This window comes from Enterobacter sp. MGH 16 (assembly GCF_000493175.1).
Lineage (GTDB): Bacteria > Pseudomonadota > Gammaproteobacteria > Enterobacterales > Enterobacteriaceae > Enterobacter > Enterobacter roggenkampii.
Map to the genome: position 1 here is coordinate 141,695 of NZ_KI535695.1, position 15,673 is coordinate 157,367.

Annotated in this window: 18 protein-coding genes; 10 read left to right on the top strand and 8 right to left on the bottom strand. The window is 56.7% G+C overall.

Annotation, left to right across the window (positions count from 1 at the left end; all coding sequences use genetic code 11):
* The first annotated feature begins 5 nt into the window (after nt 1-5).
* The 3 genes from secF (at nt 6) to L362_RS22005 (ending at nt 2,178) form a co-directional block, all read left to right on the top strand.
* The gene (gene secF / locus L362_RS22015) at nt 6-977 is read left to right on the top strand and encodes a protein translocase subunit SecF (protein ID WP_008503342.1); all 972 of its coding nucleotides are present in this window, start codon (nt 6-8) and stop codon (nt 975-977) included.
* Nucleotides 978-1,117: 140 nt separating this feature from the next.
* A complete protein-coding gene (locus L362_RS22010) occupies nt 1,118-1,483 on the top strand; it encodes a VOC family protein (RefSeq protein WP_008503341.1) in 366 nt (121 codons plus the stop codon).
* 14 nt (nt 1,484-1,497) lie between these two features.
* A complete protein-coding gene (locus L362_RS22005; protein WP_008503340.1) occupies nt 1,498-2,178 on the top strand; it encodes a helix-turn-helix transcriptional regulator in 681 nt (226 codons plus the stop codon).
* 88 nt (nt 2,179-2,266) lie between these two features.
* On the opposite strand, the gene L362_RS22000 is transcribed toward L362_RS22005, so the two are convergent.
* Together L362_RS22000 and L362_RS21995 are read right to left on the bottom strand one after the other, a co-directional pair.
* The gene (locus L362_RS22000) at nt 2,267-3,145 is read right to left on the bottom strand and encodes a nucleoside-specific channel-forming protein Tsx (protein ID WP_025912622.1); all 879 of its coding nucleotides are present in this window, start codon (nt 3,143-3,145) and stop codon (nt 2,267-2,269) included.
* A gap of 270 nt (nt 3,146-3,415) precedes the next feature.
* Nucleotides 3,416-3,955, bottom strand: a complete 540-nt coding sequence (locus L362_RS21995; protein ID WP_008503338.1) for a SadB/YajI family lipoprotein — start codon at nt 3,953-3,955, stop codon at nt 3,416-3,418.
* 152 nt (nt 3,956-4,107) lie between these two features.
* On the opposite strand from L362_RS21995, the gene nrdR reads away from it, so the two are divergent.
* The 5 genes from nrdR to thiL all read left to right on the top strand — a co-directional run bounded on the left by nrdR (nt 4,108) and on the right by thiL (nt 7,713).
* A complete protein-coding gene (gene nrdR / locus L362_RS21990) occupies nt 4,108-4,557 on the top strand; it encodes a transcriptional regulator NrdR (protein WP_008503337.1) in 450 nt (149 codons plus the stop codon).
* A gap of 4 nt (nt 4,558-4,561) precedes the next feature.
* The gene (ribD, locus tag L362_RS21985) at nt 4,562-5,665 is read left to right on the top strand and encodes a bifunctional diaminohydroxyphosphoribosylaminopyrimidine deaminase/5-amino-6-(5-phosphoribosylamino)uracil reductase RibD (RefSeq protein ID WP_023343482.1); all 1,104 of its coding nucleotides are present in this window, start codon (nt 4,562-4,564) and stop codon (nt 5,663-5,665) included.
* Between the two features lie 87 nt (nt 5,666-5,752).
* Nucleotides 5,753-6,223 carry a 6,7-dimethyl-8-ribityllumazine synthase gene (gene ribE / locus L362_RS21980; RefSeq protein ID WP_003859098.1) on the top strand — a complete coding sequence of 157 codons (471 nt, stop codon included), beginning with the start codon at nt 5,753-5,755 and terminating at the stop codon, nt 6,221-6,223.
* A gap of 21 nt (nt 6,224-6,244) precedes the next feature.
* A complete protein-coding gene (nusB, locus tag L362_RS21975) occupies nt 6,245-6,664 on the top strand; it encodes a transcription antitermination factor NusB (protein WP_006809908.1) in 420 nt (139 codons plus the stop codon).
* Nucleotides 6,665-6,741: 77 nt separating this feature from the next.
* Nucleotides 6,742-7,713, top strand: coding sequence for a thiamine-phosphate kinase (gene thiL / locus L362_RS21970; RefSeq protein ID WP_023343483.1), 972 nt, complete (start codon nt 6,742-6,744; stop codon nt 7,711-7,713).
* Nucleotides 7,714-7,775: 62 nt separating this feature from the next.
* Here thiL and L362_RS21965 read toward each other — a convergent pair whose 3' ends face one another.
* The 4 genes from L362_RS21965 to xseB form a co-directional block, all read right to left on the bottom strand.
* Nucleotides 7,776-8,750 carry an aldo/keto reductase gene (locus tag L362_RS21965; protein ID WP_023343484.1) on the bottom strand — a complete coding sequence of 325 codons (975 nt, stop codon included), beginning with the start codon at nt 8,748-8,750 and terminating at the stop codon, nt 7,776-7,778.
* Between the two features lie 66 nt (nt 8,751-8,816).
* Nucleotides 8,817-10,679 carry a 1-deoxy-D-xylulose-5-phosphate synthase gene (dxs, locus tag L362_RS21960; protein ID WP_008503333.1) on the bottom strand — a complete coding sequence of 621 codons (1,863 nt, stop codon included), beginning with the start codon at nt 10,677-10,679 and terminating at the stop codon, nt 8,817-8,819.
* Nucleotides 10,680-10,703: 24 nt separating this feature from the next.
* Nucleotides 10,704-11,603, bottom strand: coding sequence for a (2E,6E)-farnesyl diphosphate synthase (gene ispA / locus L362_RS21955; protein WP_008503332.1), 900 nt, complete (start codon nt 11,601-11,603; stop codon nt 10,704-10,706).
* A complete protein-coding gene (xseB, locus tag L362_RS21950; RefSeq protein WP_008503331.1) occupies nt 11,604-11,846 on the bottom strand; it encodes an exodeoxyribonuclease VII small subunit in 243 nt (80 codons plus the stop codon).
* Nucleotides 11,847-12,037: 191 nt separating this feature from the next.
* Between xseB and thiI the strand changes: the two genes are divergently transcribed.
* Nucleotides 12,038-13,486 carry a tRNA uracil 4-sulfurtransferase ThiI gene (thiI, locus tag L362_RS21945; protein WP_023343485.1) on the top strand — a complete coding sequence of 483 codons (1,449 nt, stop codon included), beginning with the start codon at nt 12,038-12,040 and terminating at the stop codon, nt 13,484-13,486.
* 95 nt (nt 13,487-13,581) lie between these two features.
* On the opposite strand, the gene yajL is transcribed toward thiI, so the two are convergent.
* Both yajL and panE read right to left on the bottom strand, forming a co-directional pair.
* Nucleotides 13,582-14,175 carry a protein deglycase YajL gene (gene yajL, locus L362_RS21940; protein WP_023343486.1) on the bottom strand — a complete coding sequence of 198 codons (594 nt, stop codon included), beginning with the start codon at nt 14,173-14,175 and terminating at the stop codon, nt 13,582-13,584.
* Complete coding sequence (panE, locus tag L362_RS21935) at nt 14,138-15,049, bottom strand: 2-dehydropantoate 2-reductase (RefSeq protein WP_008503328.1); 912 nt, start codon at nt 15,047-15,049, stop codon at nt 14,138-14,140. The genes yajL and panE overlap by 38 nt, the downstream gene beginning before the upstream one ends.
* 121 nt (nt 15,050-15,170) lie before the next feature.
* On the opposite strand from panE, the gene L362_RS21930 reads away from it, so the two are divergent.
* Nucleotides 15,171-15,662, top strand: a complete 492-nt coding sequence (locus tag L362_RS21930) for a YajQ family cyclic di-GMP-binding protein (protein ID WP_023293165.1) — start codon at nt 15,171-15,173, stop codon at nt 15,660-15,662.
* Nucleotides 15,663-15,673 lie beyond the last annotated feature (11 nt).

Consider the following 15,673-nt stretch of genomic DNA (forward strand, 5'->3'; position numbering starts at 1 on the left):
GCGTTGTGGCACAGGAATATACTGTTGAACAATTGAACCACGGCCGTAAAGTCTGGGACTTTATGCGCTGGGACTACTGGGCCTTCGGCATTTCAGGTTTCCTGCTGATTCTGTCCATCGTCATTATGGGCGTGAAAGGCTTTAACTGGGGTCTCGATTTTACCGGTGGTACGGTAATTGAAATCTCCCTGGAAAAACCGGTTGATATGGACCAGATGCGCGAATCGCTGCAGAAAGCGGGCTTTGAAGAGCCGCTGCTGCAGAACTTCGGCAGCAGCCGCGACATCATGGTGCGTATGCCGCCGGTGCACGATGCCAACGGCAGCCAGGAGCTGGGCAGTAAGGTTGTTAGCGTGATTAACGAAACAACCAGCCAGAACGCGGCGGTTAAGCGTATTGAGTTCGTCGGCCCAAGCGTGGGTGCTGACCTGGCGCAGACCGGTGCGATGGCGCTGCTGGTGGCGCTGATCTCCATCCTGGTGTACGTCGGTTTCCGCTTTGAGTGGCGACTGGCGGCCGGTGTGGTTATCGCTCTGGCGCACGACGTGGTGATCACCATGGGCATACTGTCGCTGTTCCACATTGAGATTGACCTGACGATTGTGGCATCCCTGATGTCCGTCATCGGTTACTCACTGAACGACAGTATCGTGGTATCTGACCGTATCCGTGAAAACTTCCGTAAGATCCGTCGCGGTACGCCGTACGAAATCTTTAACGTGTCGTTGACCCAGACGCTACACCGTACCTTGATCACCTCCGGTACCACCCTGATGGTGATCCTGATGCTGTTCCTGTTCGGTGGTCCGGTTCTGGAAGGCTTCTCCTTGACCATGTTGATTGGTGTCACCATCGGTACGGCGTCGTCTATCTACGTTGCGTCCGCCCTGGCACTGAAACTCGGCATGAAGCGCGAGCACCTGCTCCAGCAGAAAGTCGAAAAAGAAGGGGCGGATCAGCCGTCCATTCTGCCGTAAGGCGACGTTTACTGCGTATCAAAATCCCGGTCTGTTGACCGGGATTTTTTTATCTGCTCCTGACAAACACTCCTGACAGTATGCTGTCAGGAGCCCTGTCGTAGACTCCTTCTGAACCCAAACAACAGGCAGGAGGATGTATGAAAAGCGTCATTAACTGGTTTGAAATTCCGGTCTCGGATATGGATCGCGCGATTAAATTTTATGAGCCGGTGATGCAGCTTGCGCTGCGTCGCGAGAAAATGGACTGTGCGGAGCTGGCCGTTTTCCCGCATGAGGATCCCGCCACCGGAGGCGCCCTGGCAAAATTTGACGGCGTTACACCGTCTTTGCAGGGCGCTATTATTTACCTGCATACTGACAATCTGGCGGCAACGCTCGATCGCATCGCCTCTGCGGGCGGCGAGTGCGTGTTTGGCCCGCTGGAACTGCCGCATGGCATTGGCACTATCGCCTTGTTTACCGACAGCGAGGGTAACCGCGTCGGCCTCCATCAACCTGCCTGAGAGCGAACTAAGAAATGACCCGACGCGCTGACCGTTTGTTTCAGATTGTGCAGATCCTGCGGGGCAGGCGTCTGACAACGGCAGCGCATCTGGCGGACCGGCTTGGCGTATCCGAGCGCACGGTCTACCGCGATATCCGCGACCTGTCGCTTTCCGGCGTGCCGGTGGAAGGTGAGGCGGGGAGCGGATATCGGCTGATGTCGGGCTTTGACCTGCCGCCGCTGATGCTGACAAATAAGGAGTCCGAGGCGCTGATCGTCGCGATTCGCCTGCTCAAAACCTGGGGAGGGGAATCGCTGTCGCGCGAGCTGGAGTCGGCTCAGGAAAAGGTGCTGGCGATTCTGCCCGAGGAGAGTCGTCGAAAGGCGGAGCAGACGCGGATCTACGCCCCGGATTTTTGCATGCAAAGCCACTCCCGCAGCGATTTTGACAGGATCCATCAGGCAATTTCCGCCCAGCAGGTGCTGGCGCTGCATTACCGTGATGAAGCAGGACAGTTGTCTAAACGTGAGGTTCAGCCGCTGGGGCTGTTCTTCTGGGGAGAGCGCTGGCTGCTGGCGGCGTGGTGTGAACGGCGCGATGACTATCGCTGTTTCCGGCTCGACAGATGCCTCAATATTGTGGCTACGGAAAGGCGGTTTAGCGAAAGTGCGGACAGGTCTTTGGCGGATTTTTTGCGCAAGGTGAGGCAGTAAAAAGCCGGGTGGCGGCTACGCCTTACCCGGCCTACATTTGGGTCGTAGGCCCGGTAAGCGTAGCGCCACCGGGCGAAACCCGCACTGATTAGAAGTTGTAACCTACAACCAGGTAACCACCCCAACCGGTAGAACGGACGTGTTCGTTCATCCATACCAGTTTAGCGTCGTCGTTCCACTGGCCGCCGTTGTGCCAGTAACGTGCCACAACAGAGTAATGCCAGTGATCGTAGTTCAGCGCCAGGATGTGGCTGGAGGCGATGGAGTCATTGGTACGCTGCTTAATACCGTTCTCTGCGTAACCGCTCTTATCGCCCAGATCTGAACCCCAGTCGAAGTTGGTGAAGCCGATATAGCTCAGATTACCGCCCCACAGCTGGGTGATTGGCACAAAGTATTTCACTTTGAAACGATAGCCATCCCATTCGTTCTGGTTTTCAGCGCCATAGTTCTGCCACTGATATTTGGCATAGACGTTCAGAGACAGGCTCATTGGCAGGCCGGTGTCGATGTCCGTACCCAGACCCATATACCAGGTGCTCTGACGACCGGACTCGTTGCGGCCCATGTCGTAAATGTAGTTGTTCGCGAAGTACCACTCTTTGAACGGGCCGAAGCTCAGATCGGTGCCGGTCAGCTTGTCGATGGAGAAGCGTGGTTCGATTTCCATGAACAGAGGGGAGCCGTGGTTCCAGATACCTTTAGCCTGAGAGTTACCACCGAAGAAGACCGGTGCATCCATGTAGCCGTAGAAATCAAACCAGTCTTTCTTGGCGAACGCTTCATATTCCAGGTAGGTATCGTTACGAATCTGAGGTCCGAAACGCGTGTGGTAGCTGCCTACCACGTTAACGCTCTGGTGCCACCAGTCGGAGAGGTATTGTGGTTTGTCGTTTTCCGCTGCGTTAACAGTGAAAGAAGAGGACAGTGCCAGCACGGCGCCAGCTGCGAGTAATGTTTTTTTCATAATCATGCCACTGATTGAAATTCCCTTCCGGGAGTGAAAAATGCGCGAATTGCGTTTCTAAATATTTCGTGTTTCTGCGGTGCCTATTATAGGAATCCCTGCTCACAAAAATATGTGTTGTTTCACATATCTCTCATACGCGTAATCGATTGCGTTCACGTTTGCGTACTTTAAACGGCCGGGATTGTAGCGGCAATCATTTATGTTGCCAATCCATACGAAATGTAAATGTTAGCGGAGTGACATTTCACTCCGCTAAAAAAGAGAGGATTACTGCGCGGCGGGTTGAATGTCGTGAATGCGGATAAAGCCTAACTGTTCCGGCGTAAGGCCGCTTAACTGAAGCGGAATATCCACATCACTGGGTGCTAAAACACTGGCCGGGGCGGTGAAGAGCTGATTCTTCACGTTCACCTCCTGGTAGTTCTCCGTGGTGCCCTGGATCTGGCCCCACTCGACGGTGCCGCTGAAGGCCGGAAGCGGATCGTTGGACTCTCCCTTGATGCGTAATGTTGCGCGAGTACCATCGGCATTCGCCGCCACATTCACCAGAGACATTTTTAGCGTGCCAATCTGGCTGTTCAACAGGGCAGGCGTATTCGCCCCCGGCAGCAGGTACACCCCGCTGGTAGATTTCGCGTTCAGCGCGTTTTGCTGGGTGATCTTCACCGTTTCTTTGTTTAGCTTGTCCATCGCCGTATTGAGCGTATTGACGCTCTGTTTCATCTGACGGACTTCGGTTTGCTGTGCACAGGCGCTAAGGGTGAAGAGGCTCCCCACCAGCAATATTTTCAGGTAACGTCTTGTCATTGCGTTTATTTCCTTGAAATAACGGATCGTCCTAATGGTAGCCAGCATCATTGTGTCAGACATAGATCCTTTTTCTCAAAAAGCTCTTCCTTTGTTGTCAGGCCAGTTCAGGGTAAAATGAAAATCAGTTAACCAGATAACAGGGATACCGTATGCATTGCCCATTCTGCTCCGCTGTGGATACCAAAGTCATCGACTCTCGCCTTGTGGGCGAAGGGTCTTCAGTGCGCCGTCGTCGGCAGTGTCTGGTGTGTAACGAGCGTTTCACGACCTTTGAGGTGGCAGAGCTGGTCATGCCGCGCGTGGTTAAAAGTAACGACGTGCGTGAGCCGTTTAACGAAGAGAAACTGCGCAGCGGAATGCTGAAAGCCCTTGAAAAACGTCCCGTCAGCGCGGACGACGTGGAGATGGCGCTAAACCACATAAAATCTTACCTTCGTGGTTTGGGTGAGCGTGAAGTGCCCAGCAAGATGATTGGCAACCTGGTGATGGAGCAGCTGAAAAAGCTCGATAAGGTCGCCTATATCCGCTTCGCCTCGGTCTACCGCAGCTTCGAAGATATCAAAGAGTTTGGCGAAGAGATCGCCCGCTTACAGGATTAAGCTCATGCACGATGAGATGTACATGGCGCGAGCCATGAAGCTGGCGCAGCGCGGTCGTTTTACGACCCATCCCAACCCGAACGTCGGGTGCGTTATCGTTAACGATGGCGAGATCGTGGGGGAGGGCTTTCACTATCGTGCAGGCGAGCCGCATGCTGAGGTTCATGCCCTGCGCATGGCAGGCGAGAAGGCGCGCGGTGCGACGGCCTACGTTACGCTGGAGCCCTGCAGCCATCACGGGCGTACGCCACCGTGCTGCGACGCGCTGATTGCCGCGGGGGTGTCGCGCGTGGTTGCATCGATGCAGGACCCGAATCCGCAGGTGGCCGGACGTGGTCTGTATCGTCTGCAGCAGGAAGGCATTGACGTCAGCCATGGCCTGATGATGCAGGACGCGGAAGCGCTCAACAAAGGTTTCCTGAAGCGCATGCGTACCGGGTTCCCGTATATCCAGCTTAAGCTGGGTGCCTCGCTGGACGGTCGTACGGCGATGGCAAACGGCGAGAGCCAGTGGATCACGTCGCAGCAGGCAAGGCGCGATGTGCAACGTCTGCGCGCGCAAAGCCATGCTATCCTCACCAGCAGTGAAACCGTTCTGGCTGACGATCCGGCCATGACCGTGCGCTGGGACGAGCTGAATGCCGATACCCAGGCTCTGTATCCGCAGGAGAATCTGCGTCAGCCGCTGCGTATTGTCATTGATAGCCAGAACCGCGTGACGCCGGAGCACCGCATCGTCCAGCAGCCAGGGGAAACCTGGATTGCCCGCACGAAGGAAGATACGCGTGAATGGCCAGAAGGCGTGCGCAGCATCATAGTGCCGGAGCATAACGGGCATCTGGATCTGGTGGTGCTGATGATGCTGCTCGGCAAGCAGCAGGTGAACAGCATCTGGGTCGAAGCGGGCCCGACGCTTGCCGGCGCGCTGCTTCAGGCGGGGCTGGTGGATGAACTGCTTGTTTACGTTGCGCCTAAACTGTTGGGCAGTGACGCGCGCGGCCTGTTTGTGCTGCCCGGCCTTGAAAAACTGGCCGATGCACCACAACTCAAATTTAGCGAGATTCGTCCGGTAGGTCCGGATGTCTGCCTCCACTTAACGACAGCGTAATTGCTCCCGAAATAGGGAAGCAGTGCGCAAAGTATTATGATAAAATCCGCCCCCCTGCGGGGCCAAATGAACCCGTAAAGGAAGAGTATGAACATTATTGAAGCTGCTGTAGCTACCCCGGACGCTCGCGTCGCCATCACCATTGCGCGTTTCAACAACTTCATCAACGATAGCCTGCTGGAAGGTGCGGTTGACGCCCTGAAACGTATCGGCCAGGTTAAAGATGACAACATTACCGTTGTTTGGGTTCCAGGCGCTTACGAACTGCCACTGGCGGCGGGCGCGCTGGCGAAAACCGGTAAATATGACGCGGTGATTGCGCTGGGTACCGTTATTCGTGGCGGCACTGCGCACTTCGAATACGTTGCGGGCGGTGCAAGCAACGGTCTGGCACACGTTGCGCAGGATGCTGAAATTCCTGTCGCGTTCGGCGTGCTGACCACCGAAAGTATTGAACAAGCCATCGAACGTGCTGGCACCAAAGCCGGTAACAAAGGTGCAGAAGCTGCACTGACCGCGCTTGAAATGATCAATGTATTGAAAGCCATCAAGGCCTGATTTTTTTGTAAGGGGAATTCCGTGAAACCTGCTGCTCGTCGCCGCGCCCGTGAATGTGCCGTCCAGGCACTTTACTCCTGGCAGTTGTCCCAGAACGACATCGCTGATGTTGAATACCAGTTCCTGTCAGAACAGGACGTGAAAGACGTTGACGTTCTGTACTTCCGTGAACTGCTGTCGGGAGTGGCGACTAATAGCGCGTATCTCGATGGTCTGATGAAACCTTATCTGTCCCGTCTGCTCGAAGAGCTGGGTCAGGTAGAAAAAGCAGTGTTGCGCATTGCGCTGTTTGAGCTGTCTAAACGTGATGATGTGCCGTACAAAGTGGCCATCAACGAAGCGATCGAACTGGCGAAAACCTTCGGCGCTGAAGACAGCCATAAGTTTGTAAACGGCGTACTTGATAAAGCAGCACCTGCGATCCGTCCCCACAAAAAGTGATCCGCAAACCGGAGTTCTGCATTGCCTGACGGGCAGTGCGGCTCCGGTTTTTTCTTTTATTTGCTGAGGCATAACGTATGGCATGCGGCGAATTTTCCCTGATTGCCCGTTATTTCGACCGTGTCAGAACCTCTCGTCTTGATGTTGAAACCGGCATCGGCGATGACTGTGCACTTCTCAATATTCCCGAAAAACAGACGCTGGCAATCAGCACCGACACCTTAGTGTGCGGACGTCATTTTTTACCGGATATCGATCCTGCCGATCTGGCGTATAAGGCGCTGGCGGTTAACGTCAGCGATCTGGCGGCAATGGGGGCCGATCCCGCGTGGTTAACCCTGGCGCTGACGCTGCCTGAGGTAGACGAAGCCTGGCTTGAAGCCTTTAGCGATGCGCTGTTTGAGCAGCTTAACTACTACGATATGCAGCTGATTGGCGGTGATACCACTGCCGGGCCGCTGTCGATGACGCTGGCGATCCACGGCTATGTGCCGCTCGGCCGCGCGCTGAAGCGCTCAGGCGCAAAACCCGGCGACTGGATCTATGTGACCGGTACGCCGGGCGACAGCGCGGCAGGGCTGGCGATCCTCCAGGATCGCTTAACCGTGAAGGATACAGACGATGCGGCGTATCTGGTGAAACGCCATCTGCGCCCGACGCCGCGTATACTGCACGGTCAGGCGCTGCGCGAGCGGGCAAGCTCGGCTATCGATCTCTCTGACGGGCTGATCTCGGACCTCGGCCATATTCTGAAGGCCAGCGGTGTCGGCGCGCGCGTTGACCTGGATCTGTTCCCGCTGTCAGAGGAACTGCTTCGTCATGTCGAACCTGAGCAGGCGCTGCGCTGGGCGCTGTCCGGTGGTGAAGATTATGAACTGTGCTTTACCGTTCCGGAGCTGAACCGTGGAACGCTCGACGTGGCGTTAGCGCATCTTGGCGCGAAATTCACCTGTATCGGGCAGATCATGCCGGAGAGTGAAGGGCTGAAGTTTGTGAAAGACGGTGCGCCGGTTACGCTGGACTGGAAAGGGTACGATCACTTCGCGTGAGTTTGTACGCTCTGTATTGCCGGGTGGCGGCTCCGCCTTACCCGGCCTACAAAAGAGAGGGCTTATTTAAACCCCACCACCGGATGCTGCTGATACGGCGTCTCCAGCTCGGCAACCTGTTCGGGCGTCAGCGTGATATCCACCGCGTTTAACAGTTCGTCCAACTGCTCTTCCCGGGACGTGCCGATAATGGGAGCCGCGACGCCGCGTTTACCCAGCAGCCATGCCAGCGCTACCTGGGCGCGGGTTGCGCCGGTATCGTCGGCAATGCCGGCCAGGCGTTCGGCAATCAGTGCATCGCTGGCCTCTGTTCCTTCATAGAGATTTTTTCCCACTTCATCCGAGACCAGACGGGCCGTAGTTTCGCCCCACGGACGGGTCAGGCGACCGCGCGCGAGCGGGCTCCACGGGATGACCGCCACGCCCTCCTGATGGCACAGCGGCAACATCTCACGCTCTTCTTCACGATAGATCAGATTGTAGTGATCCTGCATGGTGACAAAGCGCGCCCAGCCGTGCTGCGCCTGCAGATCCAGCGCCTGAGCGAACTGCGACGCGTGCATCGACGATGCGCCGATGTAGCGTGCTTTACCGGCTTTGACGACGTCGTTGAGCGCCTCAAGCGTCTCCTCGATCGGCGTGTTGTAATCCCAGCGGTGAATTTGCAGCAGGTCGACGTAATCCATGTTCAGGCGCCTGAGGCTGTCGTCAATGGAACGCAGGATCTGCGCGCGAGAAAGGCCCTGCGGCAGGTCGCCCACCGGGTAGTACACCTTGGTGGCAACGACGATGTCATCCCGACGGGCAAAATCGCGCAGGGCGCGGCCGACAATCTCCTCGCTGCTGCCGTCGGAGTAGCTGTTGGCGGTGTCAAAGAAGTTAATGCCGCCCTCGATGGCGCGTTTGATAATCGGACGGCTGCTCTCTTCCGGCAGCGTCCAGGCGTGGTTCCCCCGATCGGGCTCGCCAAAGGTCATGCATCCCAGACAAAGTCGGGAAACCTTAAGGTCCGTTTTTCCTAATGTTGTGTATTGCACGGTTCCGCTCCTGCTGTTTAAACAATACGTTTAAGCATAGCAGGAGCGGAAAAGGGGGGAGGGGGATCAGTCCAGCCAGGCGCGGATTTTAGCTTCGATACCGGCAGCGTCCAGGCCAATCGCCGCGCGGGCTTCGTCCTGGGTACCTTGCGGGATGAAGTAGTCCGGCAGGCCGAGGTTCAGCACCGGAACGGCTTTACGGTTTGCCATCAGCACCTCGTTCACGCCGCTGCCCGCACCGCCCATAATCGCGTTTTCTTCCAGCGTGACCAGCACGTCGTGCGCCTCAGCCATACTCAGGATCAGGGATTCGTCGAGCGGCTTCACAAAGCGCATATCCACGAGGGTGGCATTCAGCGTTTCAGCTACTTTCGCCGCCTCTGGCATCAGCGTGCCGAAGTTCAGGATCGCCACTTTCTCACCGCGACGTTTAACCAGACCTTTACCGATCGCCAGCTTCTCCAGCGGCTGCAGCTCAACGCCCACCGCATTGCCGCGCGGATAGCGAACGGCGCTTGGGCCATCCTGATAGTGGTAGCCGGTAAACAGCATCTGACGACATTCGTTTTCGTCGCTTGGCGTCATGATCACCATATCCGGAATGCAGCGCAGGAACGACAGGTCAAACGCGCCCTGGTGCGTCTGGCCGTCGGCACCGACGATGCCCGCACGGTCAATGGCAAACAGCACCGGCAGCTTCTGGATCGCCACGTCGTGGATCACCTGATCGTAGGCGCGCTGCAGGAAGGTGGAATAGATAGCGACAACCGGTTTGTAGCCGCCGATCGCCAGGCCCGCTGCAAATGTCACCGCGTGCTGCTCGGCAATGGCCACGTCGAAATACTGGTCAGGGTATTTTTTAGAGAACTCTACCATGCCGGAGCCTTCGCGCATGGCCGGGGTGATCGCCATCAGCTTGTTGTCTTTCGCGGCGGTTTCGCACAGCCAGTCGCCGAAGATTTTTGAATAGCTCGGCATGCCGCCGCTGCTTTTCGGCAGACAGCCGCTGGACGGGTCAAATTTCGGTACCGCGTGGAAGGTAATCGGATCTTTTTCCGCCGGCTCGTAGCCACGCCCTTTTTTAGTCATGATGTGCAGGAACTGCGGGCCTTTCAGGTCGCGCATGTTCTTGAGCGTGGTGACCAGCCCCAGTACGTCGTGACCGTCAACCGGGCCAATATAGTTAAAGCCCAGCTCCTCAAACAGGGTGCCCGGCACGACCATGCCTTTGATGTGCTCTTCGGTACGCTTAAGCAGCTCTTTGATCGGCGGTACGCCGGAGAAGACTTTTTTACCGCCTTCACGCAGCGAGGAGTAAAGCTTGCCGGAGAGCAGCTGTGCCAGATGGTTGTTCAGCGCGCCAACGTTCTCGGAGATCGACATTTCGTTATCGTTGAGGATAACCAGCATGTCCGGCTTGATGTCGCCCGCATGGTTCATGGCTTCGAAGGCCATACCCGCGGTGATGGCACCGTCGCCAATCACGCAGACGGTGCGGCGCTGCTTGTTCTCTTTCTCGGCGGCGACGGCAATACCGATGCCCGCAGAAATGGAGGTGGAGGAATGGCCGACGCTCAGCACGTCATACTCGCTCTCACCGCGCCACGGGAACGGATGCAGGCCACCTTTCTGACGAATAGTGCCAATTTTATCGCGACGTCCGGTCAGAATTTTGTGCGGATAGGCCTGGTGGCCCACGTCCCAGATGAGCTGATCGAACGGCGTGTTATAGACGTAGTGCAGCGCCACGGTCAGCTCTACCGTGCCAAGCCCGGAGGCGAAATGGCCGCTGGAGCGGCTTACGCTGTCGAGCAGGTAGCGACGCAGCTCGTCGCACAGCTTCGGCAGGCTCTCTTTCGGCAACAGACGTAACTCCTGGGTGGAGTCAACTAACGCCAGTGTCGGGTATTTGGCAATATCAAAACTCATCAAAGGCTCATCGAGATATATAGTTTATTTATCACGCTGGATTATATAGTCCGCTAGCGCTTCCAGTGCCGAGGTATCCAGCGATTGCGCAGCCAGTTCATTCAGTGACTGGCGGGCATCGTCAATCAGATCCCGGGCTTTACGTTGGGCTTGCTCAAGACCCAGCAGGGCGGGGTAGGTACTTTTGCCAAGCTGCTGGTCCGCACCCTGACGTTTACCCAATGTTGCAGTATCGCCCACCACATCCAGAATGTCATCCTGAACCTGGAATGCCAGACCGATACTTTCTGCGTATCTGTCCAGAATCGGCAGGGCTTTGCGCCCTTGCTCACCCGCGCTCAGCGCGCCCAGGCGAACGGCGGAACGAATCAATGCCCCGGTTTTATGGCGATGAATACGCTCCAGCTGTTCCAGATTAACCTGACGTCCTTCCGCTTCAAGATCCAGCGCCTGACCGCCGCACATGCCGGCCACGCCGCTGGCCATGGCCAGTTCGGAAATCATAGCCAGACGGTCACGGTCAGCCACTTCGGCCATTGGCGCGTCGCTCAGAATCGAGAACGCCAGCGTCTGCAGGGCATCACCCGCCAGAATGGCATTCGCCTCGCCAAACTTGATGTGGCAGGTGGGTTGACCCCGACGCAAATCGTCGTCGTCCATCGCCGGGAGATCGTCGTGGATCAGCGAGTAGGCATGGATGCACTCAACGGCGGCTGCCGGGGCGTCCAGCGTGTTATCGCTGATGCCAAACATGTTGCCGGTGGCGTACACCAGGAACGGGCGCAGGCGCTTTCCACCCAAGAGTGCGCCATAGTGCATGGCTTCAACCAGAGGAGTGTTCTGAAAAGGCTGTGGCGCAATAAATCGGCGCAGGGCGTCGTTGGCACGCACGACGCGCGCCTGAAGCTCGTTGGCAAAATCCATTTACTCGGCGTCCGGTGTGAAAGGCGTGGTTTTCGCGTCTTCGCTGTCGGAAAGCAGGATCTGCACGCGCTGCTCGGCCTGCTGCAGTTTGACCTGCCCCTGGCGCGCCAGCTGCACGCCGCGCTCGAATTCGTTGAGCGCCTCTTCCAGCGGGAGATCGCCGCTCTCAAGACGGGTAACGATTTGCTCCAGTTCACTCAGCGCAGTTTCGAAACTGGCCGGTGCGTCGTTCTTCTTCGGCATAGTGAATTGACTCTTATATTCTCAGCCCCGACATGGTAACGGACTCAGGGCAATTATCAAATAACGCGCAATGTGCACAGGAGCGGCGCGATGGTGGTATACTTGCGCGCCTGGATGCAGCCACGGGTGTGGGCTGCTGTACTCTTTTCCATTACAAGCCTTAATACGCTTGCCTAAGAAACATTGCCGCCATGAAGTTTATCATTAAATTGTTCCCTGAAATCACCATCAAAAGCCAATCTGTGCGTTTGCGCTTTATTAAAATTCTCACCGGGAACATTCGTAACGTTTTAAAGCACTACGACGAAACCCTCGCCGTAGTGCGCCACTGGGACCACGTTGAGGTTCGTGCGAAAGACGAAAACAAACGTCAGGATATTCGCGACGCGCTGACCCGTATTCCAGGGATCCACCATATTCTGGAAGTGGAAGATGTCCCGTTCAGCGATATGCACGACATCTTCGAAAAAGCGCTGGTTCAGTACCGCGATCGGATCGAAGGCAAAACCTTTTGCGTGCGCGTGAAGCGTCGCGGTAAGCACGAATTCAGCTCCATTGAAGTGGAACGTTACGTTGGCGGCGGTTTGAACCAGCACGTTGAGACGGCGCGCGTGCGTCTGACCAACCCGGACGTGACCGTTAATCTGGAGATCGAAAACGATCGCCTGCTGTTGGTGAAAGGCCGTTATGAAGGTATCGGCGGCTTCCCGATCGGGACTCAGGAAGATGTTCTGTCCCTGATCTCCGGCGGCTTCGACTCCGGCGTCTCCAGCTATATGCTGATGCGCCGCGGCTGCCGCGTACACTACTGCTTCTTCAACCTGGGCGGCGCGGCGCACGAAATCGGCGTTCGTCAGGTGGCGCATTACCTGTGGAACCGCTTCGGCAGCTCCCACCGCGTGCGTTTCGTGGCAATCAATTTCGAACCGGTGGTCGGCGAGATTCTGGAGAAAGTGGACGACGGCCAGATGGGCGTCATCCTGAAGCGCATGATGGTGCGTGCGGCATCCAAAGTGGCTGAACGCTACGGCGTGCAGGCGCTGGTCACCGGTGAAGCGCTGGGGCAGGTCTCCAGCCAGACGCTGACCAACCTGCGCCTGATCGACAACGTGTCTGATACCCTGATCCTGCGTCCGCTGATCTCCCATGATAAAGAGCACATCATCGATCTGGCGCGCGAAATCGGTACCGAAGATTTTGCCCGCACCATGCCGGAATACTGTGGCGTGATCTCAAAAAGCCCAACGGTGAAAGCGGTGAAGGCGAAGATCGAAGCGGAAGAAGAGAACTTCGATTTCAGCATTCTGGATAAAGTGGTGGAAGAAGCGTCCAACATTGATATCCGCGAGATCGCCCAGCAGACCGAGCAGGAAGTGGTAGAAGTGGAGACCGTGAGCGGTTTCGGCGCGAACGACGCGATTCTGGATATCCGCTCCATTGACGAGCAGGATGACAAGCCGCTGCAGGTGGATGGCGTCGAAGTGGTTTCTCTGCCGTTCTACAAGCTGAGCACGAAGTTTGGCGACCTCGACCAGAGCAAAACGTACCTGCTGTGGTGTGAGCGCGGGGTGATGAGCCGCCTGCAGGCGCTGTATCTGCGCGAGCAGGGCTTTGCCAATGTGAAGGTGTATCGTCCGTAGTTTCTCGCCCGGTGGCGCTTCGCTTACCGGGCCTACGGTACCGTGCATTTGTAGGCCGGGTAAGGCGTAGCCGCCACCCGGCTTTTTTTTATGCACTACTCTTCATAGTAATTATAAATCCCCGCTGGCATCACCAGTGACGATGCCACTTCGTACGCCTTCTCGCGCCCGACCAGCAGGTCGATAATCTTTAAGCCAAAATCAATCGCGGTGCCGGGGCCCTGGCTGGTCAGCAGGTTGACGCGGGGATCCCAGACGACGCGTTTGTCCACCCACTGATCTTCCGGAATGGTGTCTTTCAGCCCCGGGAAGCCGGTCATGTTGCCAATGGGGAAGATATCGTGTGGAACCAAAACCGTTCCGGCGGCGGCACAAATGGCGGCGACGATGCGGCCGGATAAATGGAACTGACGCACGGTCTCAACCAGCAGCGGGCTGTCACGAAAACATTCCGCGCCCTTCAGCCCACCGGGCAGCACGATGATGTCGTAATCTCCGTCAGCCACCTGTACCAACGGTGCATCTGCAAGGATTTTCACCCCGCGTGAACAGGTGATTGCCAGATTACCGTCGCTGGCGACGCTGGCGGTGGTGACCTTAATGCCGCCGCGCACCATCAGATCAATGGTGGTGGCCGCTTCCATCTCTTCGCTACCAGGGGCGAGGCAGATCAGTGCCGACGCGCTCATATTCACTCTCCTTACGTTTAACCAGGTCATACAGACGGGCGTTTTCCGGCACCGCGATGCCGTGTGCGCGGGCGCGTTTTAGCAGATAGCCGGTGATGTAGTCGATCTCCGTGTGGCGTAATGCCCGAACATCCTGCAGCATCGAGGAGATGTTCTCAGCTGTACTCTCAATAACCTGCTCGACATAACAGCGTAAATCGTCTGCCGAGGTATGCAGCCCTTCCCGCTCAACGACCGCCGCGACTTCTGCACAGAGGGACGCCACCTCCTGCGGATGGTTTTTCAGTTCACCGTTCGGGCAGTTCCACAGCGCCGTCAGCGGGTTGATCACACAGTTAACGGCCAGCTTGCGCCAGAGTTGAGGGCGAATGTGGTTATGCCAGGCCACGTCCGGGAGCACCTTCTGCAGCACATCGGCAAGATAGCTGTAGTCCCCATCCTGCGTTCTGGCAGGCCCGATGTGCGTCACGCCGCTGGCGACATGCACGATGATGTTGCCGTCGCGGCGCGCAGCGTGGGTGGTCGTTGCCATCAGCAGGGGCTGCGGAACGCTTTTCAGCTCATCCAGGGTCCCCATGCCGTTATGCAGCAGCAGTATGGGCGAAGTGGGGGGGAGCTGCGCGGCCAGCGTTTTTACCGCGTCTGAGACCTGCCAGGCTTTAAGCGTCACCAGTAAAAGGTCGCTTTGCGCCAGGAAATCAGGATCGTTCGCGGTGAGGGATTCGTTAAAGATGCTTCCGTCTTCACCAATCAGGTTTACACTGCAATAAGGCTGGGGCACGCGCAGCCAGCCCTGAACCTCATGTCCGTGCTTGCACAGTGCGGTCAGCCACAGCTGACCAAGCGCTCCGCATCCGAGCACCGTAATTTTCATTGTTCCTCCTCACCTGCAACTGCGCCAGGTGTTACAGCTTAATTATACAGCTAAGCTTCTGTTGAGTTATGCCTCGTAGCGGGTATTATGCAACGCAACAAAAGTGAAGGGAGAAGAAAAGATGCCATCTTTCGATATTGTTTCCGAAGTTGATATCCAGGAAGTTCGCAACGGCGTTGAGAACGCAACCCGCGAAGTTGAGTCACGTTTCGATTTTCGTGGCGTTGAGGCGTCGTTTGAGCTGAACGATGCAAATAAGACCATTAAGGTGCTGAGCGAGTCTGATTTCCAGGTGAATCAGTTGCTCGACATTCTGCGCGCCAAGCTGTTGAAGCGCGGCATCGAAGGGACGTCCCTGGATGTGCCGGACGAGTTTGTGCACAGCGGTAAGAACTGGTTTGTTGAAGCGAAGCTGAAGCAGGGCATCGAGAGCGCGGTGCAGAAGAAGATCGTGAAGCTCATCAAAGACAGCAAGCTGAAGGTGCAGGCGCAGATCCAGGGCGAGGAAATTCGCGTCACCGGTAAGTCCCGCGACGACCTGCAGTCCGTGATGGCGCTGGTGCGCGGCGGCGACCTGGGGCAACCGTTCCAGTTTAAAAACTTCCGCGACTAATATAAAAAGCC